Below are 20991 nucleotides of genomic sequence, written 5' to 3' on the forward strand. Positions count from 1 at the left end.
TTGCCTGCCGTGGATAGAAGCCCGTTCAGTGACAGCGACAGGATCTGCTCCCCGGCGGAAACGTGGCAGCGCGTCGAAGCTCTGCTGCCGCGATTTGGCATTACCCGGCTCTCACGGTTGACCGGATTGGACAAGGTCGGCATTCCCGTCTGGAATGCCGTATCTCCCAATGCGAAGTCGATCGTCATCAATCAGGGCAAAGGCGTCAGCGACATGGACGCCCGCGTCTCTGCGGCGATGGAGGCACTGGAGCGCGCCGTCGCATCCAGCCCGGCGGTCTTAACGATTGAAGCATCGCCCCGCGACCTGGCCGCTACGGGAGAAAGGGTCGCGACACTCCCCCAATTAATCGCTTCAGGCCAACCCGACATCAATGTGGACGACGTGATCGTCTGGGTTAAGGGCAAGGACCTGATGACACGGGAAGCGGTGTGGGTTCCGCTTCATGCCGTCACATTGGACCGGACGCTCGAGAATTGCCGCTTCTGGCAATCGTCTGACGGCCTGGCGTCCGGAAACAACGAAACCGAGGCAATCCTCCACGGCCTGCTTGAACGCGTCGAGCGGGATGCCGACGTACTGTGGCGTTTACGATCGACCTCCGCACGACTGGCCACATGCGTTGATCCGAAGCATTTCGGCGGTCCAGTCATTGATGACTTGGTTGAGAAATACGCACGGGCAGGATTGATCCTGCGCGTTTTTGATCTCACCAGCGACATTGCAGTGCCGTGTTATTCAGCGGTCGCCGCTGAAGCCGATATCCTCGATCGACGACAGCCAAGGTTTCATGACGTCACGATCGGCTATGGCGCGCACTCTGTTCCCGAAAAAGCCGTCATCCGCGCCCTCACCGAAGTGGCTCAGTCACGACTGACCTATATCAGTGGCGCCCGGGACGATGTCTTTGCCGAAACCTATCAGCGCCCTTTATCACCGGACACGCAGAAGCTTTTTGAAGCGCGGCCTGTCTCGCCTCCAAGCCACGCATTGCCGGGGAAAGCGGGTGGCCCTGAGTGTCTACTGGAGAGATTGCTCGGCAGACTGAAAGAAGCAGGAGTAATGACCGCCATCGTAGTACCCCTCCAAGCGCCGGGCTTTCCCATCTCCGTCATCAAGATCATCGTGCCAGAGTTCGAAAATCCCGACGGAGCCCGCAAGCGCCGGCTGGGCGCACGCGCGCTGTCGCTCGCTGTCAGCGCTCTATGACAGTCGTTTCAGCAGCCCGACGATCCTGACGCTGCATCATTTGCGAACCAGACATCATCGTCCGCCAACCCACTGTTCGGAAGATTGCAGGCGTGAACGGCGCGGCGCGTAGCCAGGTCGACAATTACAGCGATTGCAGTTTTCATGCTGGCCACTCCATTTGTCGGCAAACTCCAGCAGAATGCAAATTAACGGATACTTCACTCTACGATTGGGAGGCGGACGATAATACTCTCAACATATCTTTCCGGTCCTGTCATGTTAGGTCGCCCGAAGCTCGTTGGAGGCGCGGCAGCAACATTGAGGTAGCCGTGTAGCCGTCGTGGTGTGCTACCGCCATGAGCAACTGTTGGGCTGGTGAGCCCTGTAAAGCGCTTCAGGCAGATCACCGTGATAGCGGAGCCCTCAAACGAAGGCTCCGCTCAATCGCGGTTCAGGATACGGCACGTTGCCGGGCGACATCGTTGATCCCTTCGGCATCCGGCGCATGACCGTAGCTCATCTTGCGCATCTGTTCGATCACCCGGGCCATTTCGTCGTCGGGCAGCACCGGCGGCTCGCCGAGCGTCAGAGCTTGAACGTACATGCGCGACAAAGTTTCGATCTCGATTGCCAGCCAAAGCGCCGCTTCCAGTGTCTTGCCGAGCGAGATCTGGCCGTGCTGACCGAGCAGACAGGCCAGCCGGTCCTTCAGCGCCACCAGTGCATGGTCGGACAAAGCCTGCGTTCCGAAGGTGGCATATTCGGCGCAGCGCACCGTCGTCCCACCGGCGACACCGGTCATATAGTGAAAGCTGGGTATCGTCTTATGATGGCAGGCAAGCGTCGTGGCGTAGACCGAATGACAATGTAGAACAACGTTGATATCCGGCCGGTTCTTGAGGATATCGCGGTGGAAGCGCCATTCCGACGACGGACGGCGGCCGGTATAGGTGCCGTCGAAATCCATCTCCACCAGATCGTCCGGCGTCATCGTGTCGTAGGCAAGCGAGGACGGCGTGACGAGGAAACCATTGTCCGTGCGCACGGAGAGGTTCCCCGCCGTTCCCTGGTTGATGCCACTGGAATTCATCCTGCGGCAGGTTTCGACCATATCGCGGCGCAGCGCTGCGATATCCGTATGGTGCGTGCTCATTGGGAGGACCTTTCATAAAGCCTGTTGGATTGTGTGGTCTGTCCGGCCAGAACCCGCCAGCGGCGGGCATATGCCGCCAGATCGGCGGATGGATGATCGAACAGCGGCGGTTTTTCGAGTGCGATGGCCGCGCGCGCCGACCGTTTCCCATGGCTGGCAAGCAGCGCGGTGCCGGAGGCAACGCCATAGGTGTCGAGATTGGAAACCGTATCGCCCTGTGGCCGCAGCGCGGCCACCAGCCCGGCATAGAGCGGGTCGCGCAGAAAACTGCCGTCGAGGATCACGCGTCCGCTGCTTCCCAGCGCATCGAGGCATTCGACCGTCAAAAGCGCCGTATAGAGAACGGCCAGCGCCTTGCGCTCGGCCGCATCGACAGGTTGGGGACCAGTAATATGCCCCTTGCCGACACTACCGGGAAACAGGCCGTCGTCATCGCCAAAGGACGGCAGCGCCATCGTGCCCTGCCCAATCATCCGGCTCACAAGCGTGGCATCGGCATTCAGATGGGCATCGTCACGCCCGGCGACATGGGTGAACTCGCGCCCGCCCATCGTCAAGGCACCGCCGACGGGATTGCCATCGACATCGCTGTTGCAGGTCATGCCCCGGTGTTCGTCCAGCCTGTCAAACGGCGTCTTGCCGCTCAGCGCCACGATCCAGGTGCCGGTGGAAACCACCGCCGCATCATCGAAGCCGGCCGCCTGATAGCGATAGAAATTGGCGCTGCTGTCATGAATACCGGCGAGAACCCTGATATCGGCCGGCAGGCCATATCGCTCGACGAGAACCGGCCGGATCGCACCGATCGCCTGCCACGCCCTGGCAAACGGCGGCAGCAGATTTTGCCAGCCCTGCGATTGAACGATCGGCGACCAGTGCCGCTCTGCGACATTCCACAGATGCGACTGCGCACCGAGAACCGTCGCCTCAGAAACCGCCACGCCCGACAACCGCCAGGCCCAGTATTGCGGCACGCCGAGAAACCAGCACGCCCGGGAAAAGCCCTTGGGATCAGCCTGCTGCATCCAGAACATCTGGCGGGCATGATGGGTCGCCCCGTGCATCATCGCACTTCCCCGATCGAAGAAGGAACCGGACAAAGCCGAGTAACGCATGCGGATATCGTCCGGCAGAGCCTGCTCGTAGTCGATCATCGGCAAGGCGGTGCCGTCGACAGCGTCGGGATCGGGGCCAACCAGAACACCGCCGGAGCCATGGCCGGACGAGACGAATGTCGCGAGCGGATGGCGTCTTGCAAGACCGGCAAGCGTGCCGAACACCCAATCGCCGAGCGTATCCAGATCGTGATGCCGCCACGGCCCGTGTTGAAGCACCGGATTGGGAACCGACAGCGTTTCGAGAATGGTGCCGGATGTCGTGACCGCGTTGAGCTTCACATTGGTCTTGCCGACATCAAGGACCGCGACAGTCGCCGGCTGCCCGTCATCCCTTCGATCGCTCCACTGCCCGTCCGCCATGTCCGCATCCCGCATTTTCTATCCGTGCGGCTGCTCCCGCCGGTGCGGGAACAGCCTGGCATGGTATCAGATCAAACCGTATTGCCGCGCCTTGTTGCGCAGGAATGGCAGGCCGTTGCCCATCACTTCGGCCTCGTCCTTGGCCACCGGGCGCCAGACGGCGAGCCCGTAGGCCACCTGCGGCGGCATGTTGATAAAGCTTTCCATCGCAAGGCCGCCCTTGAAGCCGATGGCGGCAAGTGCTGCATAGATTTCGTCCCACGGCACGTTGCCATAGCCCGGCGTGCCACGGTCGCTTTCGGAGAGGTGGATATATTTGATGTGGTCGCGGGCATCGAGAATGCCGTTGGCCGCACCTTTTTCCTCGATATTCATGTGATAGGTATCGAGATGCACGAAGACATTGTCGGCACCGACGCGCTCGATCATGTCGACGGCCTGCTTGGCCGTGTTGATCAGATGGTTCTCGTAGCGATTGACCGCCTCGACACCCAACTGGATGCCACGGGTCTTGGCATGTTTCGCCGCCGCCTGCAGTGCACGGGCAATGTTGTCATATTCCTTCTCGGTCGGTGGAACCCCGGTGCGCTCGCCGATGCCACCAAAGATGACGCCGGACAAGGCTTCCGCGCCCATATCCGCCGTCTTGTCGATGGCGACCTTCAGATGCTCGACGGCCTTTTCCGGATGCACGGAAGCCCAGGCATGTTCCGGCAGGCCGAGCGAGCAGACCGAGCGCAGCTTGTGTTTCTCAAGCAACTTGCGGCTATGCTCGGCATCGACGGCCGGCGCATCGAGAAGCGCGATCTCGATGAAATCCATCTCGTATTTGACGGCGGCGGCAATCGCCTTTTCCGCCCCTGCATGGTCCCATTTCATGGTCCACATGCTGGTATGAACGCCAAAACCTTCCATGGTTTTATCCTTTTTTTCGCTTGAGAGATTTGAAGTGGCCTGCGGCAAACCGCAGGATCATCACGGTGATGAGCAGGATGCCCCAGACGGCTGTCGCCAGATGCTGGTTGGCGCCGAGGATGTTGAGGCCGGAGGACAGCAGCTGTAGCACCACCAGCGCTACGGCCACCGGAATGACCCGGCCGAAACCGCCGAACGGATTGACGCCACCGAGGAAGCAGGCAAGCACGGTGATCAACAGGTAGGATTCACCGTGGCCGACGCGCACCGAGTTGAACCGGGCCAGCATGATGATACCGGCAATCGCGCACATCGCACCCGACAGTGCATAGACCAGCACCAGCACCTTGCGCGTATTGACGCCGGAATAGCGCGCCGCCTCGATATTCGAGCCGATCATGTAGGTGTTGAAGCCGAGCTTCATCCGCGTCAGCAGCAGATGCCAGATCAACACGCAGGCGATGAAGACCAGAAGCGGGATCGGAAAGCCGAGAATGCTGCCATGGCCGAGCGGCTGCAGGAACGCCGGAAACCCGGAGACATCGCCGCCACGCGTCAGGAACTCGCCAAGCCCGCGCAGAAAGATCATCATCGACAGAGAGACAAGGATCGGATGGGCGCGGGTATAGGCAATCACCAACCCCATCACCACGCCGCTGAGCGCCCCGACGCCAATACCCAGCACGGAGCCGAGGAAGAAGGCGAACGGACCGGCATCGGCGCCGCCATTTTGCTGCAGCACCCAGGCAACTGTCAGCCCGGCAATATTGGCCGTAAAGGTGATGGCAAGGTTCAGCCCGCCGGTCAGCACCGGCAAGAGCATGGCAAGGGTCAAAAGCCCGAGTTCCGGCAACTGGAAGGCAACCGAGCCGAAGGTTGCCCAGCTGAAGAATTGCGGCGAAGCAAGGCTGAAGACCACCAGCACGGCGATCAGCGCAAATCCCGGCCCGGCCATATCCGGCCCCAGCACCGTCTTGATGCGATTGAGGATTGCGGTCATTTGCGGCCCTCCTCCTGGCGCATGAACGGCAGCAGTTTTTCGATGCTGGTATTGGACAAGGTGATGGCGACGAGAATGATGGCGCCGACGATCATCTTGAAGGCATAGGGGGAAACACCCGCCAGATTGAGCCCGTTCTGGGTGATCGAGATCAAAAGCACGCCGAGCACGCAGCCAAGCACCGAGCCCTTGCCGCCGCCGAGCCGGGCACCACCCAGCACCACCGCCGCCAGCACATCCAGTTCGCGTCCATAGAGCGCGTTGGGCACCACTTCCTGCGCATAATGCGCCTGGATCAGCCCGCCGATCCCGGCCATCAGGCCAAGCCAGCCGAAGGCGATGAACTGCATGGCGCCGATATTGATGCCGAACCGGCGCGCTCCTTCCGGATTGTCGCCGAACGCATAAAGCTGGCGCCCCGTGGTGGTGCGGGTGATGAACACCCAGGTGGCCACCACGCAGATCAGCATGACCAGAACCGGCAGGGTGATCTCGATCCAGCTGCCATCGGCCATCTCATGCTCGAATAGCACGACGCGCGACGTCAGCCAGTCCGGCAAGTTGTAGATCGACACCCCGCGGGTGAAGAACATCAACAGGCCGAAATAGATATTGAAGGTGGCGATGGTCGCGACGATCGAGATGATCCGGAACCTGTGGATCAAAAAGGCATTGATGGCACCCAACAGCACGCCGAGCGCACCGGCGATCAAAAGCCCGCTGATCCAGCCGCCGCCGCCCATCCAGCCGAGCATGAGGGCCGCGACATACTGGACGACGGAGGCCGCCACCGCGAACGAGATGTCGATGCCGCCGGCAATCAGCACCACCAGCAGGCCGACGGCGAAGATGATGTTGACAGAACTGGTATTGAGAAGATCGAACGCATTGCCGAGCGAGAAGAAGCGGTCAGTGATGATCGACAGAACAATGCTGATAACAGCGATGACGGCAAGCAGCGCAAATTCCGTCGCATGGGATTGAACGACCTTACGCATAGACGGCTGCCTCGATATCCGCGAGCGAGCAGTCCGCTGGCATGAACTGGTTGACGATACGCCCTTTGGCCATGTGCAGCACGCGGTCCGCGTTGAAATAGACTTCCGGCACCTCGTCGGAGATCAGGATGATGGCGAGGCCGGTCTCGGCGAGCTTCGCGACGATATCGAAAATGCCCGCCCGCGCGCCGACATCGACCCCGACGGTGGGCGCATCAAGGATGAGCAGCTTCGGATCGGTGGCCAGCCATTTGGCAATCGCAATGCGCTGCTGGTTGCCGCCCGACAGCGTCGAGATCGCATCGCCTTGCTTCCCGATCTTGACGCCGAGATCGGTGATCCATTGGGCGACAAGATCGCGCTTGCGGCTGTCGGACAACAGCCCGCCGGAGGTGATCTTGTCGAGCGAAGCGATCACCAGATTGTCGGCGATTGATTGCGGCTGGATCAGCCCAAGCGACAGCCGGTCTTCGGACAGATACGCGATCCCGGCCGCGATGGCGTCCCGGTTGGACGAAAAATGAACGGGCTTGCCTTCGAGTTTGACACTACCGGAACGAGGTTTCAGCATGCCGAACAGCGACAAAGCGAGTTCCGTGCGCCCTGCCCCGAGCAACCCCGTAATGCCAAGGGTTTCGCCGCGCCGCACGGTAAAAGAAATGTCCTCGAACTGGCCGGGCCGGGACAGACCTTCCACCTCCAGCACCACCGGATTGGCGCTGATATTGCGGGCGCGCACCGTCTGGTCGAAGGTCTTGCCGGTCATCAATTCTGTAATGCGCGACTGGGTCATGCCTTCAGTCGAATAGGCGCCGACCAGCGCACCATCGCGCAGCACCGTCAGCCGGCTGGAAATCTCCAGCACCTCAGCCAGCCGGTGGCTGACGAACACCACGGCGACGCCGGATGCAGACAGAGTGCGGACGATATCGAGAAGATGGTCGGTTTCCGATTGTGTCAGCGATGCGGTCGGCTCGTCCATGAAGACCAGCTTTGCCTCGCCGACCAGGGCGCGGGCAATCGCGACGATCTGGCGCTGGGCGATGGCGTAATCCTTCAGCGGCCGGTCGACATCGAGCGTCACGCCGAGCCGAGCCAAGGCCTTGACCGCCTTTTCGCGCATGTTGTTGTAATTGACGAAACGCGGCCAGCGGCCGAGCAGCGTCTGGAAGGAAATGTTTTCGGCGACCGTCATTTCCGGAAACAGCGCCAGATCCTGCCAGATCACCTGAATGCCGGAACTCTGCGCCGTCACCGGCGACATATGCGAATAGGTCTGCCCGTCAAACTCGATCACCGCACCATCCTGCGGGCGGTAGACGCCGGTGATGATCTTGATCAGCGTGCTCTTGCCCGAGCCGTTTTCACCGGCAAGGCAATGCACCTCGCCCGGCAGGACGTCGAAGCTGACATCCTTCAAGGCTTTGACGCCACCGAACGTCATGTTGATGTTGCGCAGGGACAGAAGCGGCTTTTGGCCACCCTTAGCGCTTTCGCGTCCAGTCATCGGTTCAACCTGTGAAAATGCGGATCTTTAGAACTTCCGGGCACCGCCGAGCCGACCGAAGTCAGCCCAGCAGCCCGGGAGAACCTTTGCGAGGAAAGTTACAGGCCCATGCCTGCAAGCTCGTCCACGGTATCCTTGTTGATCGGCAAAAGCTGATCGACGATAATGTCGTTGCCAGCCGGCTTGATCACGCCGAGGCCCGGAATGTCGTCGCCTTCCTTGACGCTTTCGCCCTTGATCAGGCGATCGGCCATGGTGACGAAGACTTCGCCGGCCTGTTTCGGATTCCACATGAAACCGCCAGAAATCGCACCGGACTTGATCAGCTTCTGGCCCTGGCCGGGCGAGAACGGCCCGAGCACGAAGATTTCGCCGGTCTTGCGGCGTTCTTCGACGGCACGACCAGCACCGATCGGACCTTGGCTGCCGAAGGCCAGAAAACCCTTGAGATCCGGATGAGCGGAGATCAGATCGAGCGCCGTCGACCGGCTCTTGTCGACATCTTCAGCCACGCCGTAGCGTTCGCCGACGAGCTTCATGTCGGGATAGTTGGCCTTGAGATAGGCGACCGCCGCATCGGCCCAGGCATTGTGCAGGGGAACGGTCAGCGAGCCGACGAACACGGCATATTCACCCTTGCCGCCCATCTTCTCGGCCAGAAGCTTGGCATGCGCTTCGCCAAAGCCGGTCGATGAGGCCAGTTCGAAATTCCAGTCGGCACCCTTCTGGCCTGGCGATTCATGAGTGATGACGAAGATGCCGGCTTCCTTGGCCTTGGCGAGAACCGGTTCAAGCACCTTGGCATCGTTCGGAACAACGCCGATGACCTTGACCCCTTGCGCGATCAGGTCCTCGATGGCGCGCACCTGCAGGGCCGGGTCGGCGCTGGTCGGACCGACCATGAAGGCATCAAGACCAAGCTTGGCGCCCTGCTCCTTGATCCCGGCATCCATGGCGTTGAACCACGGAATACCACCAATCTTGACGACGACGCCAACCTTGTCGGCAGCCAGTGCAGCAAACGAAACGCCAAGCGACAGCGATGCAGCCAGCGCTGCAATCATAAACTTTTTCATGCTCTTCCTCCTCCAAAACGTTTCCGCGCAGGCAACAGGACCAGGCCGCAGACAAGGCGGTCGCTGTCAGTTCACCTCAGGTCGGCGCTGGAAATCGCATCCTCCAAGTTACCGCCTCCTCAAGCGGACCTCGACATGCACAATCGATATTTCTTTTTTGCACAATCGATGGTGCAAATAATATGTTTTGGATTTAAACTTTCGTCAAGAGGAAATTGGCACTAAGCAAATGAAGGGAGGAATCGATGAAACCGCAGGGAAAAAAGAAGGCGACAATCTACGATCTTTCGCTCCTATCCGGCTGTTCCGCCTCGACTGTCAGCGCTGTGCTGAATGGCACATGGCGCAAGCGACGGATCAAGGAAAGCACGGCCGAACTGATCCAGAACCTTGCCGAACAGCATCAGTATACCGCCAACCTGCAGGCCCGGGGCCTGCGCAATTCCCGCTCCGGCCTTGTCGGCCTGCTTCTGCCCGTCCACGACAACCGCTACTTCTCCTCGATGGCCCAGACTTTCGAGGCACAGGTGCGCAGCCACGGCAAATGCCCCGTCGTCGTCAGCGCCTCGCGCGATCCGCAGGAAGAGCTAGCGACGGTCGAAACGCTGATTTCCTATTCGATCGACGAGCTGTTCATCGCCGGCGCCACCGATCCTGACAGCATTCATGGCCTCTGCGAAGCCGCAGGCATTCGTCACATCAATATCGATCTTCCGGGGACCAAGGCGCCGTCGGTGATCAGCGATAACTATCAGGGCGCCCGGATGCTGACGCAGGCAATCATCAAGCGCTTCGACGGTGCCGCCATCCCGCTGAAGCCGGAGGAGCTTTTCCTGTTTGGCGGGCGCAACGACCATGCCAGCCGCGAGCGCATCAAGGGTTTTCGCCATATCAAGACCGAGATGCTTGGAGGGGACAGCGACGCCTGCATCCAGCCGACCGGCTATTCGCCGAACATGACGCAAAAGGCCTTCGAAGCCTTCTACGAACGTGAGGGAAAGCTGCCGCGCGGACTGTTCATCAACTCCTCGATCAATTTCGAAGGCCTGCTCCGCTTCATGGCGCAGCATCCACTCGAAACCTTCGCCGACATCGTCGTCGGCTGCTACGACTACGACCCCTTCGGCTCCTTCCTGCCTTTCCCGGTGATCATGATCCGGCAGGATAGCGAAAGCATGCTCGCCAAGGCTTTCGAGCTCATCGAAGAAGCCCGCCCAGCCGTCAAGATCCACCTGATCCAGCCCGAACTGGTGCATCCGCGCACCGCCCTCAAGGGCCCGCTCGATTCCATCCGCGACATCGACGCCTGAGCACCAACACACTGGTGCTGCAGCCAAACCGCGACACTATGCGCAACAGGCGATGACAGGGGCGACACCACTTGCACCGCCCGGGAAGACGACAGTCTTCCCGGGCGGTGTCTCTAAGAAAGTCCGGCTTCGTTATCCGTGGTAATGTGGAGGGTCATGGAAACAGGCAAGCCGACACTGTCCGAGACAGGCCACCGTGGCCAGCAGGCCATAACAGTAGATTTTTTATTGGTTCGATGCAGCAGAACTGGTTTGATGCGACGTTGGTGAGGTTGGTATCAAGGGGGCACTCGAAAGCCTGACCCATATCTGGCGCCGGTATCGAAAGGGGATGGATTATGAAAGCACTGGTTTTTAACGAGTTTGGCGCCCCCGAAGTGCTGCATATAGCCGACATACCCGCGCCTGTCCTGGGTGTCCATGACGTCCTGGTGCGGGTTGCCTATGCAGGTTTGAACTTTGCAGACGTCTACCGGCGGCAGGGGAACTATCATCTCAAGGGGGCTAGCCCCTGGGTATTGGGATATGAAGGGTCTGGCCATATTGAAGCCGTTGGCACCGGCGTCAGCGGACTTCAGATTGGTGACAGAGTAGCATTCGCAGACAGTCCATTTTCGAACGCCGAATATGCGGCTGTCGATGCCGACAAAATCATCCCGGTACCAGCAGACATCCCGCTGGACATTGCAGCGGCTGTCCTGTTGCAGGGCCTTACGGCGCAATATCTGGTTTCCGACAGCTACGACATCCGGCCCGGCGATATCGCACTTGTTCATGCCGCCGGGGGTGGCGTCGGCCTGCTGCTGTGCCAGCAGGCGCGCGACAAAGGCGCCAAGGTGGTGGCGCTCGCCTCGTCGGAGGCCAAACGGCAGGCTGCTCTTCATGCAGGAGCCGTCCATGCATTCGGATACGAGGGTTGGCGCGAGAGCGTTATCGGTGCCGTTGGCGAAGTCGACGTCGCCTACGACTCCGTCGGATCGACGCTTGTTGAAAGCCTCGCTGTTGTCAGGACCGGCGGTTCGGTCGTTTTCTATGGGATGGCCGGCGGCGACCCGCAGCCCGTGGATCCACGCGTCCTGATGGATCGGTCTCTCAAACTGATCGGAGGCGACCTGTGGAATGTGCTGAGAACCCGTCAAGAGAGGATTGAGCGATCCTCAAGGCTTTTTGCCCTCATCCGTTCCGGAAACCTTTCGGTGGAAATCGCAGCCGTCTTTCCACTTTCGGAAGGAGCCTCCGCGCATCGCCTGCTTCAGGAGCGATCCGTGATCGGCAAAATCCTTCTCTCCGTTGCGGAAAGCTGAAAAACCCGTCGTTCAAAGTCGGCCCGTCTAGACCAGAAGCTGCTCAACGGCGAATGGCCGCTCTCAGAGTGAGAACGGCCATTTATCTGGGACTTAAGCCTGGACAGCACTCGGTAAGATGATCCAGATCAAATGGACCGGGTGATGCCGCCGTCAACGCGAATATTCTGTCCGGTGATATAACCGGCACCATCCGAGGCCAGGAAAGCGACTGTCGCTGCAATCTCCTCGCTTTTGCCATATCGCTGCATCGGCACGCTCTCCCGCCGTGCGTCTGTCGCAGGAAGGCTGTCGATCCAGCCCGGAAGGACGTTGTTGATGCGGATATTGTCCTTGGCGTAGGTATCCGCGAAAATCTTGGTGTAGGCAGCAAGGCCGGCCCGGAACACCGCTGACGTTGGGAACATCTCGGACGGTTCAAAAGCCCAGGCCGTCGAAATGTTGACGATGGAGCCGGAGCGCTGTTTCTGCATGATCGGCGTGACGATGCGGACCGCACGAACCACATTCAGCAGATAGACGTCCAGCCCCTTGTGCCAATCGTCGTCGGATATGTCGAGGATCGGCGCGCGTGGCCCGTGACCGGCGCTGTTGACGAGCACATCGATACGGCCCCAGGTCGAGACGGCCAGATCAACCAGTCTCTTCAGGTCATCATTCGATTGATTGGAACCGGTGACACCGACGCCTCCCAGCTCCAAAGCAAGCTTTTCGCCTTTGCCTGACGAGGACAGAACAGCGACCTTGTATCCATCCGTGGCGAGCTTGCGGGCAGCCTCGGCCCCCATGCCGCTTCCACCGGCCGTAATGACCGCAACCTTTTCGTTTGCCATTTCCTATTCCCTCCAAGCGCTGTGACGATTCCCACACGTTGACACAAGTGGAGACGGAAGACTAAGCAGAAAGATGGACCCCTGCCTGTAGGAAAACTATTGGATGTTTGGTGCACACGGCCCCTACCGGTACCCACCTCTGAACGCGCTCAGGATGTTTGAGAGTGCCGCCCGGCATTTGAATTTTCGTGTTGCTTCCGAGGAACTCTGCGTCACTCAAGGGGCCGTTGCCCAACAGGTCCGGGCACTGGAGGAAGCGCTCGGCGTCAAGCTGTTCGACCGGCTTCCCCGCTCGCTTGCCTTGACAGAAGCCGGGCAACGCTACCTCAAGCCGATACAGCGTGCGCTGTCGATGATTACAGAGGCGACGCAGGAACTGAAGCCGCATAAAACCGTCATTACCATCAGTGTGACCCATTCCTTCGCCACGAAATGGCTCATTCCACGGCTCGGCCGCTTCTCCGACGCGCACCCGGACGTCGAGGTTCAGGTGCTTGCGGCAAATACTCTAGCAAACTTTCAAAGCGATGGCGTCGATATCGCCGTTCGCCAAACGAAACCGCCTTTTGGAGCCGGCTTGCAGGGTGACCTGCTTTTTCCGGTGAAACTATACGCAGTCTGCAGCCCCTCCCTGCTGACGGGAGCAAAACCGCTTAAAACAATTCAGGACTTGCCGCAGCATGTGCTTTTGCATGACGCGCATGGCATGTGGCCAGTGTTTCTGGAGCGCGCCGGTGTGCAGGCTGACAGGAGCGCACTGAAATCGGTGAAGTTTTCCTATGCCTCGCTGGCAATCGATGCCGCCATCGCCGGCCAAGGTGTCGCCTTGGCAAGCGAACCGCTGATCGAGGACGATCTGGCGAGTGGCCGCCTGTGCAGCCCCTTCGCGTTCAGCCTTGCCGACGAACTTGGCTTCTATCTCGTCTATCCACGTGCACCGCGCAAGGCAGACAATGTCAGATGGATGAGAGATTGGCTTCTCACACAAAACATCCCAAAATCACCCCCGGGAATGAGCCTCCCCGTTTGATCTAGTCAAACTGATAGCCCGCCAACGGGTTGGTCATCCCGCGACAATGGTATCTCTGGAAGCCAAAGGCTGATTAAGCCAGCTACGCAGCGTCGACGCCGCGGCGTAGGCCTGCAGCACGATTTCCGGCACCTGGTCAATGTCAGGCAGGCTGCCCAACCCCAAGGGCCCCATCGCAAACAGCCCATCGAATTCATCTACCGCCACGACAGTCCGGCCGCAGCGATCCACGAAGATCCCGAGTTCCAGTTCATCCCGCCGCGCGAGCCCTGATGAAAACACCGACCGGAACAATGGTGCGTCGACGTCGACGGGACGGATGCGGCAATCTATCGTCCGGTCTCCCGCCAGCACCTGCAGACCTGCCGATGTCGAAAGCAGCACGCCGTTGGTGGCGATGCGCTCGACTTTTCCCTTCTTCATGGTGATGGTGCCGTTGTCGATGGCCTCATGCAGGCTTCTGTAATGGCTTGGTGGCAGACGGTTCCGATGGCTGTCGTAGATCGGCTTCACATGGCGCTTGAAACGCCGGCGCTCTTCGGTGGTGAGCCCTTTCCAAAGGTCACCCGCACGAAGGCGAAATCCGTTCATGATGCCTTGCCAGCCGGAGCCTTCCAACTCCGCCGTGTTTGCGGCTTGGCGCAGGAAACGGAAGGCGCCCCGAAGCGTGCCCGGCAGCGGCTTATCCGGCGCCACCGGTCCGACAGCCGCCCCGGTATGCGACTGTGGCAGGAAGCCCGAGGCGGAAACCAGCGTAACATGGGAGGCCTCGGCGGAGGCCAGAAGCTTCAGTGCCCGATCGACCGCATGAACGCCCCCGCCGACGACAATCGCGCTTTCGGCATGGGCTGGCGCAGGCCGGTCTTCCGCTTTCTCGCTGACGCCATAGCCGGTCGCCAGAAACACGGCATCGAAATGCGCTTGTTCCCCATCGCCTGAAACAATCTGAAGCCCGCCATGCGGATCGCGGTCCACGGCGATCACCGCTTCAGCACGGACTTGCACGATGACATCGGTACGCTTTCTCAGCGCTTCGGAAAAACGCTGGTAGACATAGGCACTGAAAACCTCGCCGGACACAAAGGCATGATCGAGGTTTTCGCCGACAGCGCCCTCGCGGCCGGACAACTCGTCATCCGCTTCAAGCCAATGCCTGAAATCGACGCGGGTATCCGGATCGACCGAAAGGTCCCTGACACGGCTGTTCAGAACAGTCTTGCCGGACCGGCTGATGTCTTCCCCACCATTGATCCTGGGGTTCGGGTCATACATGACGAGATGGAACGGCTGGTCGAAACCCTTGAGCAGGGCAATCGCGTTCATGATCCCGGTAAACCCGCGGCCGATAATCGCAATCCTCGCAAGCGGGCCTTCGTGTGAATCGTTGGAAGGATCGGAATGCGGGGCGCTCTGCAGTGTCATAGGTCAAACCCTTCCTGCTTCAATCAGGCGGGCACCGGTTGGACACCCACCTGGATTGGCCTCAACGTCATACTCTACTAAAATAATAGAAAATAGAAACCGGAATGCAAGCGGTTGTTTTGATCACCTCGCATTATAAGGGGTGCAACACTTTCCTCACGCGCCGTCGGCCACCAGAAGCGCAAGAAGCCCGGGGAGCTTGCTGTCGATATCCTTGCGGCACAGGCACGCGGCCCGGCTATTGCCACGGTCTACCTGCTGGATCAGGCCAGCCTCGCGCATCACCCTGAAATGGTGGGTCAAGGTCGATTTGGATACGGGTAACTCGAAAGACGCACAGGTTCGCTCCGTACCATCAGGCGCGCGCGCGAGTTCGGCGGTGTCCCCATCCTTCTCTAAGTCATCGTCCCGGGCCCCGTTGTGCAGGGAAGGCGGGCCGACGCAGACGGCTGATCCTGCCGCCAAATCTGTATCGGCTTGCGGTTTTCCGGATTCGTATCGAGAGAGGCTTGAAAGCGATCCGGGAACATCGCAGTACCGGTATGGATACGATCCAACCCGGAATGCACCATGAATGCCCTAAATTCCCGGCCTGCCCAGGCCAATCCGCTTGTCTTTGTCATCGCGCTTGGTACCGGTGGGCTGCTGAGCTTGATGGTGCATCTCAATGGCGAGCTCGCCCGAACCGGCAATCCGCTTTTTTCATCCTGGGTTGCGCATGGAACCGGAACCGTTGCGGCGCTTGTGCTTCTTGCCGTGTTTTACCGGATTGCAGGAAAACGCGGGGTGAAAGCCCCGGCACCCTTTTGGGCTTATCTCGGAGGCATATCCGGCGCTGCAACCGTGATCTTGTCGTCGCTCGCCGTGAATTCGCCAGTCGGGCTTCCGGGCACCCTGGCTCTTGGCCTTGCCGGGCAGCTGGCCTTCAGCTTTTCCGCAGATAAATGGGGACTGTTCGGCTTGCCGAAACGACAGCTGACCGCGCGGGATTTCGTCGCGCTCGCCCTTGTTCTTGCAGGCAGCACGCTCATCATTTTTTCGAGTTCGATATGACCCCGTTCATTCTATGCGCCAGTCTGGCCGGTATCCTCATTGCCCTTAGCCGGCAACTCAATGGACGGCTCAGCCTGTCCACGTCACCCCTCATTGCATCCTTCTGGAACCACGCCGTTGGGTTCGGGTTGCTGACGATCATCGGGCTTTCCATCGGCGGGCTGATACCCGCCGGTGCCCTTGATGCCCCGTGGTACGCCTATCTTGGCGGCACTGTCGGCGTTGTCTTCGTTGCCTCCGGCAGCTGGTTGATTACGCGGATCGGCGCCATGAACACCGCTCTGATGATCATCGGAGGACAGATGACAGGTGGGGTGGTGATAAACCTGCTGAAATCGGCGACATCGGCATTCTGGCTGGCAAGCCTCGGGGTTGTCCTGATCATGAGCGGTATGGTCATCGCTCAACGCCGCACCAGGGACTGACAAACGGACCTGCGGCGATGGCCGAACACGAAAGAATATCCGTGAAGCAGATCACGTTCAGCTTCTCCCCTTTGCCGCAAAGGGTAAAATTGTTTCCCGAATACCCCATCTAGGAAACAGAATGGCTCTACAATTATCGTGGACCATATCACAGTGGCGGCGTGCAGCCGATAACTTCACGCGCGTTCCTTCACGAACACGACGCCGGATCGTTATCCTTGATTGGACAAGGGGACGGGCAGCTGAGCGCGTGTGGCCAAACGGATTAATGAAGTGAAGGCGCGGGGGCAGTGTGACGGACGGCTCCAAGGCGGCGGGAGGTGTTCCTGCTACCGGAAAACCTGAGATCGTCACATTAGCAGGCATAACCGTTCATTCGAAAGACAAAGTCCATGCCAACCCGCCAGCTTCACCTCGGCGCCTTCATGCGGCCGGTCAGTCTTCACACAGCCGCCTGGCGCTATCCCGGTTCCTATCCGGATGCAAACTTCAATTTCCGTCATCTGAAGGCGTTTGCCGAAACGCTTGAACGGGCCAAATTCGACGCCTTCTTCATGGCCGATCACCTGGCCGTCCTCAACATGCCGATCGAGGCGCTGCGGCGTAGCCACACGGTGACATCGTTCGAGCCTTTCACCCTGTTATCGGCATTGGCGACGGCGACCAGCCGCATCGGGCTCGTGGCGACGGCATCGACGACGTTCGACGAGCCGTACCACATCGCGCGCCGCTTCGCTTCGCTCGACCATATCAGCGAGGGCCGCGCCGGCTGGAACATCGTCACGACGTCAAACCCGGATGCCGCCCTGAATTTCGGGCTTGAAGATCATGTAGAGCATGCGGAACGCTATCGTCGTGCCCGCGAATTCTACGATGTCGTCACCGGGTTGTGGGACAGTTTTGCCGACGATGCTTTTATCCGCGACGCGGCGTCCGGGCTCTATTTCGACCCGGCAAAACTGCATGTCCTTGACCACAAGGGCGACTACCTTTCGGTGCGCGGTCCGCTCAACATCGCGCGGCCGCCGCAAGGCTGGCCGGTGATCGTCCAGGCCGGCGCATCCGAGCCGGGACGCCAGCTTGCGGCCGAAACGGCGGAAGTGATCTTCGGTTCCTCGCCGGACCTGGAAGCGGGCAAGAGTTTTTATGCCGATGTCAAAGGCCGCATGGAAAGGATTGGACGCAACCGCGATCATCTGAAAGTGCTGCCGGGTGCGTTCGTGGTCGTCGGCGCTACCGTCGATGAGGCGAAGGCAAAACGCGCCCATCTCGACAGTCTGGTGCACTACGAGAGCGCCATCGCCTCGTTGTCCATCGCGCTGGGGCACGATGCTTCAGGCTTTGATCCGGATGCGCCCTTGCCACGCGACATTCCCGATACCAACGCCAGCAAGACCGGACGCGCGCATGTTCTGCGGCTGGCGGAGCGGGAGGGCCTGACCGTGCGGCAGCTCGCACAGCGCTACGGCGGCTATTCCGGCCTTTCCTTTGTCGGCACGCCGGCGAGCATCGCCGACGAGATGGAGACCTGGCTTTTCGAAAACGGCTGTGACGGGTTCAACGTCGTGTTCCCGTTTCTCCCACAGGGGCTGACTGACGTTGCCGAAAAGCTGGTGCCCGAGTTGCAGCGGCGCGGTCTGTTCAGGCGCGAATATGAAGGTACGACATTGCGCGACCATCTTGGACTGCCGCGGCCGGCCAACCGTTTCTTCGACAACATTGACGCCGCGCAGGCACGGAGCTGAATTCCCGCCACCACCCAATCGGACAGTCAAGAGCGCCAACAGGGCAAGAACGCCGACAGGGAAGGACCCTTCACCATGGCAACGCAGCCAACCACTCTGACGGTGTTGAAAACCGACACTGTCGCCTGGCCGACCGTACACCGGTTGTGGGAAATTTTATGCGAAGAGGCGACGGCGGCGGCGAGAAAGGACGCGGCGCTGGTGCGCCCGATGAACTCTGCCGTGCTCTATCACTCAAGCTTCGCATACGCGCTTGCCCACCGGTTGGCATTGAAACTCGCCAATCACGACATGGACCAGGAAGAGCTCCTGTCGTTGATCCATCAGGCGTTTCTGACCGATCCGGAGCTGCTTCACGCAGCAGCGGCCGACCTGGAAGCCGTGAAGGATCGCGACCCCAGCAGTACCGAGATCCTCACGCCTTTTCTGTATTTCAAGGGATTTCTGGCGCTTCAGGCGCATCGCGTCGCACATGGCCTCTGGCTTGGAGAGCGGCCTCATCTGGCCCGCCATATGCAGAGCCGTATCTCCGAAGTCTTCGGAATCGACATCCATCCGGCGGCCAGGATGGGCAAGGGCATCATGCTTGACCACGGGAACGGTCTGGTGATCGGCGAAACCGCCGTGGTCGAGGACGACGTTTCCATCCTCCAGAATGTGACGCTCGGCGGTACCGGCAAGGAAACCGGAGATCGCCACCCGAAAATCCGGCGCGGCGCACTGATCGGCGCTGGCGCCAATATTCTCGGCAATATCGAGATCGGGACCGGCGCCAAAGTCGGAGCCGGCAGCGTCGTGGTGTCCCCTGTCCTGCCCTATACCTCAGTCGTTGGCGTACCGGCCCGCCCGATCGGGCAGCGCCACTCCGCACTGCCGGGCGTCACCATGGACCAGGCTTTGCCAGAACCGGACTACGTGATCTGACAGCAGCTGCCGCAAGGCCGGTATGACTCAGGTATCCGCAGAGCCCTGCAGATGCGCCGATATCAGCGATGCCACATCCCGCGCCTGGACACGAATATCCGGTACCGCTGTTATTTCCCAGAACCGCCCGGCCGTCAGCGCTCCGACAGCGTAGAGGCCTGCCTGCGTCTTGCCATCGCAATCGATGACCTGTGAATTGGCATTGACGCAGATACCAAGTCCAAGGTCATCTGCGGCGATCAGACCGTCGCTGCGCATCTGCCGAAGCAGCGGCGAATGCGCGATCCCCGCCCGCTCCATGCCCGTGCAGTTGACCACCCAGTCGGCTTCTATCCGTTGGGTGCCCGTTCCGCCGCGCGGATGAAAGGAAAGATACAGCCGGTTTGCATTCTCTGACACAGCTTGAAGATAGCCCTTGTGCACGGTTACGGTGCCATCATCGAGGAGCGCATGAAGCTGGCTAGCGACATCCGGCGCCAAGCGATGACGATGGATGTTCCACCATGCGAGAGCATGGCGAAGAAAGCGGCTTCGCTGCGTGTTCGACAGTTCCTGCCAGAGGCTTTGCGTCAGGGGACGCAATCCATCCATGACGCCACGCCATTGCGCGCCCGCACGGACCTGTTTGCGCAAGGCAGACAGAACGATGCTGATGTCGCGTGAAGCAGGAAGCGCCGGGACGACAGGCTCCACCTTCCGGGTCGCGTGCGCATGGGAAACCCGGCCGCGACGGGACAGAACATGGATCGGGCCGCGATGTCCGTGCGCGCGAAGCGCCAGCACCTGATCGACCATGGTCAGGCCGGACCCGAGAATGCAGACCGTCTGAGACGGCTGCACATGCGACAGCCAGCCAAGCCGCCAGGGATTGGCAACGATACGCTCTCGCAACACGCCCTTGACGCTGGACAGATCGGCCGGCAAGTCCGCATTGCCAACGCCGAGGCACAGGACGACGTTTGTGGCTTGAAGCCTCGACCCATTGTCGAGCTGGAACACAAGCTTACCCGGCGTACACTGATCGCAGGCCGTGGCCTTTGCCTTGATGAAATGTACGGTCGGCCGGTTGTCGCGATCGCGCAGGAGGGATGCCAGTCTGTCACGAAGATAGCGGCCGAAATCATCGCGGGATGCAAAGCCATCCGGCGGCACCTCGCGTTTCTGATCGCGCAGCCAGTCCACGAAGTTGTTGGGCTCGTCTGCAAATATGCTCATGCGGCCAGCCGGAACATTGAGACGATGGACGTGAAGTTCAGTCCGGTAGGCCGTGCCCCGTCCAAACCCCGGATCATCGCCAACGACGGCGATCGATGCCGAAGGCGGCAACAACCGCAACAGGTTGGCGGTTTCGGCTATCGCCGAAAACCCGGACCCAACGACAGCGACGTCATAGACCATCTCATTTCCTCGCCCGCCAGCCGCAGAATATTCATGCCCCGAAATGATGCGCATCCTCTAGGGGAATTCGGCAACGCGTGGCTTCATCCTTGGGTATGGCAGATAGTGCGGTGACAGATATCCCGCCAGGGCCTTATTCGGAGTTCGGAGCCGTATCATGGGTGCCGGTCGCATCGTCGATAGAGGCCCAAGAGCAGATATCGCGGCGTGATCCCGGCCGCGATATAGA

General features: G+C 60.2%; 19 protein-coding genes. 8 read left to right on the forward strand and 11 right to left on the reverse strand.

Annotated elements, in window-relative coordinates:
- Window positions 1-1209: a YcaO-like family protein gene (locus tag ACQY8Q_RS04195; protein ID WP_428424951.1), complete on the forward strand. Its 1209-nt coding sequence runs from the start codon at window positions 1-3 to the stop codon at window positions 1207-1209.
- A 433-nt stretch (window positions 1210-1642) separates the two neighbouring features.
- Here ACQY8Q_RS04195 and ACQY8Q_RS04200 read toward each other — a convergent pair whose 3' ends face one another.
- From ACQY8Q_RS04200 to ACQY8Q_RS04230, 7 genes are all read right to left on the reverse strand, one after another.
- Window positions 1643-2344, reverse strand: a complete 702-nt coding sequence (locus ACQY8Q_RS04200; protein WP_428424953.1) for a class II aldolase/adducin family protein — start codon at window positions 2342-2344, stop codon at window positions 1643-1645.
- On the reverse strand, window positions 2341-3822 hold the full coding sequence (locus ACQY8Q_RS04205) for an FGGY-family carbohydrate kinase (RefSeq protein ID WP_428424955.1): 1482 nt from the start codon (window positions 3820-3822) through the stop codon (window positions 2341-2343). The genes ACQY8Q_RS04200 and ACQY8Q_RS04205 overlap by 4 nt, the downstream gene beginning before the upstream one ends.
- A gap of 66 nt (window positions 3823-3888) precedes the next feature.
- Entirely contained in the window at window positions 3889-4737 is an 849-nt protein-coding gene (locus ACQY8Q_RS04210; protein WP_428424957.1) for a sugar phosphate isomerase/epimerase family protein, read from the reverse strand.
- A 4-nt stretch (window positions 4738-4741) separates the two neighbouring features.
- The gene (locus ACQY8Q_RS04215) at window positions 4742-5737 is read right to left on the reverse strand and encodes an ABC transporter permease (protein ID WP_428424959.1); all 996 of its coding nucleotides are present in this window, start codon (window positions 5735-5737) and stop codon (window positions 4742-4744) included.
- Window positions 5734-6735: an ABC transporter permease gene (locus tag ACQY8Q_RS04220; protein WP_428424962.1), complete on the reverse strand. Its 1002-nt coding sequence runs from the start codon at window positions 6733-6735 to the stop codon at window positions 5734-5736. The genes ACQY8Q_RS04215 and ACQY8Q_RS04220 overlap by 4 nt, the downstream gene beginning before the upstream one ends.
- Window positions 6728-8242, reverse strand: a complete 1515-nt coding sequence (locus tag ACQY8Q_RS04225; RefSeq protein ID WP_428424964.1) for a sugar ABC transporter ATP-binding protein — start codon at window positions 8240-8242, stop codon at window positions 6728-6730. Before ACQY8Q_RS04225 ends, ACQY8Q_RS04220 begins: the two co-directional genes overlap by 8 nt.
- A 98-nt stretch (window positions 8243-8340) precedes the next feature.
- On the reverse strand, window positions 8341-9318 hold the full coding sequence (locus ACQY8Q_RS04230; protein ID WP_428424966.1) for an autoinducer 2 ABC transporter substrate-binding protein: 978 nt from the start codon (window positions 9316-9318) through the stop codon (window positions 8341-8343).
- Window positions 9319-9563: 245 nt separating this feature from the next.
- Between ACQY8Q_RS04230 and ACQY8Q_RS04235 the strand changes: the two genes are divergently transcribed.
- Both ACQY8Q_RS04235 and ACQY8Q_RS04240 read left to right on the forward strand, forming a co-directional pair.
- Entirely contained in the window at window positions 9564-10628 is a 1065-nt protein-coding gene (locus ACQY8Q_RS04235; RefSeq protein ID WP_428424968.1) for a LacI family DNA-binding transcriptional regulator, read from the forward strand.
- A 338-nt stretch (window positions 10629-10966) separates the two neighbouring features.
- On the forward strand, window positions 10967-11932 hold the full coding sequence (locus tag ACQY8Q_RS04240; protein ID WP_428424970.1) for a quinone oxidoreductase family protein: 966 nt from the start codon (window positions 10967-10969) through the stop codon (window positions 11930-11932).
- Between the two features lie 128 nt (window positions 11933-12060).
- On the opposite strand, the gene ACQY8Q_RS04245 is transcribed toward ACQY8Q_RS04240, so the two are convergent.
- Window positions 12061-12765: an SDR family oxidoreductase gene (locus ACQY8Q_RS04245; protein WP_428424972.1), complete on the reverse strand. Its 705-nt coding sequence runs from the start codon at window positions 12763-12765 to the stop codon at window positions 12061-12063.
- Window positions 12766-12919: 154 nt separating this feature from the next.
- Between ACQY8Q_RS04245 and ACQY8Q_RS04250 the strand changes: the two genes are divergently transcribed.
- Window positions 12920-13795: a LysR substrate-binding domain-containing protein gene (locus ACQY8Q_RS04250; protein ID WP_428424974.1), complete on the forward strand. Its 876-nt coding sequence runs from the start codon at window positions 12920-12922 to the stop codon at window positions 13793-13795.
- A gap of 33 nt (window positions 13796-13828) precedes the next feature.
- Here the strand turns inward: ACQY8Q_RS04250 and ACQY8Q_RS04255 are convergent, their stop codons facing one another.
- Both ACQY8Q_RS04255 and ACQY8Q_RS04260 read right to left on the reverse strand, forming a co-directional pair.
- A complete protein-coding gene (locus ACQY8Q_RS04255; protein ID WP_428424976.1) occupies window positions 13829-15217 on the reverse strand; it encodes an FAD/NAD(P)-binding protein in 1389 nt (462 codons plus the stop codon).
- Between the two features lie 156 nt (window positions 15218-15373).
- Entirely contained in the window at window positions 15374-15682 is a 309-nt protein-coding gene (locus tag ACQY8Q_RS04260) for an ArsR/SmtB family transcription factor (protein ID WP_428424978.1), read from the reverse strand.
- A 105-nt stretch (window positions 15683-15787) separates the two neighbouring features.
- Here ACQY8Q_RS04260 and ACQY8Q_RS04265 point away from each other — a divergent pair, with 105 nt between their 5' ends.
- The 4 genes from ACQY8Q_RS04265 to cysE all read left to right on the forward strand — a co-directional run bounded on the left by ACQY8Q_RS04265 (window position 15788) and on the right by cysE (window position 19364).
- Window positions 15788-16270, forward strand: a complete 483-nt coding sequence (locus ACQY8Q_RS04265) for a DMT family transporter (protein ID WP_428424980.1) — start codon at window positions 15788-15790, stop codon at window positions 16268-16270.
- The gene (locus ACQY8Q_RS04270) at window positions 16267-16695 is read left to right on the forward strand and encodes a DMT family transporter (RefSeq protein ID WP_428424982.1); all 429 of its coding nucleotides are present in this window, start codon (window positions 16267-16269) and stop codon (window positions 16693-16695) included. The genes ACQY8Q_RS04265 and ACQY8Q_RS04270 overlap by 4 nt, the downstream gene beginning before the upstream one ends.
- A 392-nt stretch (window positions 16696-17087) precedes the next feature.
- Window positions 17088-18440 (forward strand): LLM class flavin-dependent oxidoreductase, encoded by a 1353-nt coding sequence (locus ACQY8Q_RS04275; RefSeq protein WP_428424984.1) that lies wholly within the window; start codon window positions 17088-17090, stop codon window positions 18438-18440.
- Between the two features lie 75 nt (window positions 18441-18515).
- On the forward strand, window positions 18516-19364 hold the full coding sequence (gene cysE / locus ACQY8Q_RS04280; protein ID WP_428424986.1) for a serine O-acetyltransferase: 849 nt from the start codon (window positions 18516-18518) through the stop codon (window positions 19362-19364).
- Window positions 19365-19391: 27 nt separating this feature from the next.
- On the opposite strand, the gene ACQY8Q_RS04285 is transcribed toward cysE, so the two are convergent.
- Window positions 19392-20762, reverse strand: a complete 1371-nt coding sequence (locus ACQY8Q_RS04285) for an FAD/NAD(P)-binding protein (RefSeq protein WP_428424988.1) — start codon at window positions 20760-20762, stop codon at window positions 19392-19394.
- Between the last annotated feature and the right edge of the window lie 229 nt (window positions 20763-20991).

It is taken from the genome of Pararhizobium sp., assembly GCF_965279435.1.
In the GTDB taxonomy this organism is placed as follows: Bacteria; Pseudomonadota; Alphaproteobacteria; order Rhizobiales; family Rhizobiaceae; genus Pararhizobium.

Excerpts from the sequence above, each read along its gene's own strand:
- ACQY8Q_RS04250 (WP_428424974.1), top strand. The coding sequence starts at position 12,920 with ATGTTTGAGAGTGCCGCCCGGCATTTGAATTTTCGTGTTGCTTCCGAG.
- ACQY8Q_RS04265 (WP_428424980.1), top strand. The coding sequence starts at position 15,788 with ATGAATGCCCTAAATTCCCGGCCTGCCCAGGCCAATCCGCTTGTCTTT.
- ACQY8Q_RS04255 (WP_428424976.1), bottom strand. The coding sequence starts at position 15,217 with ATGACACTGCAGAGCGCCCCGCATTCCGATCCTTCCAACGATTCACAC.
- ACQY8Q_RS04230 (WP_428424966.1), bottom strand. The coding sequence starts at position 9,318 with ATGAAAAAGTTTATGATTGCAGCGCTGGCTGCATCGCTGTCGCTTGGC.
- ACQY8Q_RS04270 (WP_428424982.1), top strand. The coding sequence starts at position 16,267 with ATGACCCCGTTCATTCTATGCGCCAGTCTGGCCGGTATCCTCATTGCC.
- ACQY8Q_RS04200 (WP_428424953.1), bottom strand. The coding sequence starts at position 2,344 with ATGAGCACGCACCATACGGATATCGCAGCGCTGCGCCGCGATATGGTC.
- ACQY8Q_RS04235 (WP_428424968.1), top strand. The coding sequence starts at position 9,564 with ATGAAACCGCAGGGAAAAAAGAAGGCGACAATCTACGATCTTTCGCTC.
- ACQY8Q_RS04210 (WP_428424957.1), bottom strand. The coding sequence starts at position 4,737 with ATGGAAGGTTTTGGCGTTCATACCAGCATGTGGACCATGAAATGGGAC.
- ACQY8Q_RS04275 (WP_428424984.1), top strand. The coding sequence starts at position 17,088 with ATGCCAACCCGCCAGCTTCACCTCGGCGCCTTCATGCGGCCGGTCAGT.
- ACQY8Q_RS04285 (WP_428424988.1), bottom strand. The coding sequence starts at position 20,762 with ATGGTCTATGACGTCGCTGTCGTTGGGTCCGGGTTTTCGGCGATAGCC.
- ACQY8Q_RS04240 (WP_428424970.1), top strand. The coding sequence starts at position 10,967 with ATGAAAGCACTGGTTTTTAACGAGTTTGGCGCCCCCGAAGTGCTGCAT.
- ACQY8Q_RS04225 (WP_428424964.1), bottom strand. The coding sequence starts at position 8,242 with ATGACTGGACGCGAAAGCGCTAAGGGTGGCCAAAAGCCGCTTCTGTCC.
- ACQY8Q_RS04245 (WP_428424972.1), bottom strand. The coding sequence starts at position 12,765 with ATGGCAAACGAAAAGGTTGCGGTCATTACGGCCGGTGGAAGCGGCATG.
- ACQY8Q_RS04220 (WP_428424962.1), bottom strand. The coding sequence starts at position 6,735 with ATGCGTAAGGTCGTTCAATCCCATGCGACGGAATTTGCGCTGCTTGCC.
- cysE (WP_428424986.1), top strand. The coding sequence starts at position 18,516 with ATGGCAACGCAGCCAACCACTCTGACGGTGTTGAAAACCGACACTGTC.
- ACQY8Q_RS04215 (WP_428424959.1), bottom strand. The coding sequence starts at position 5,737 with ATGACCGCAATCCTCAATCGCATCAAGACGGTGCTGGGGCCGGATATG.
- ACQY8Q_RS04205 (WP_428424955.1), bottom strand. The coding sequence starts at position 3,822 with ATGGCGGACGGGCAGTGGAGCGATCGAAGGGATGACGGGCAGCCGGCG.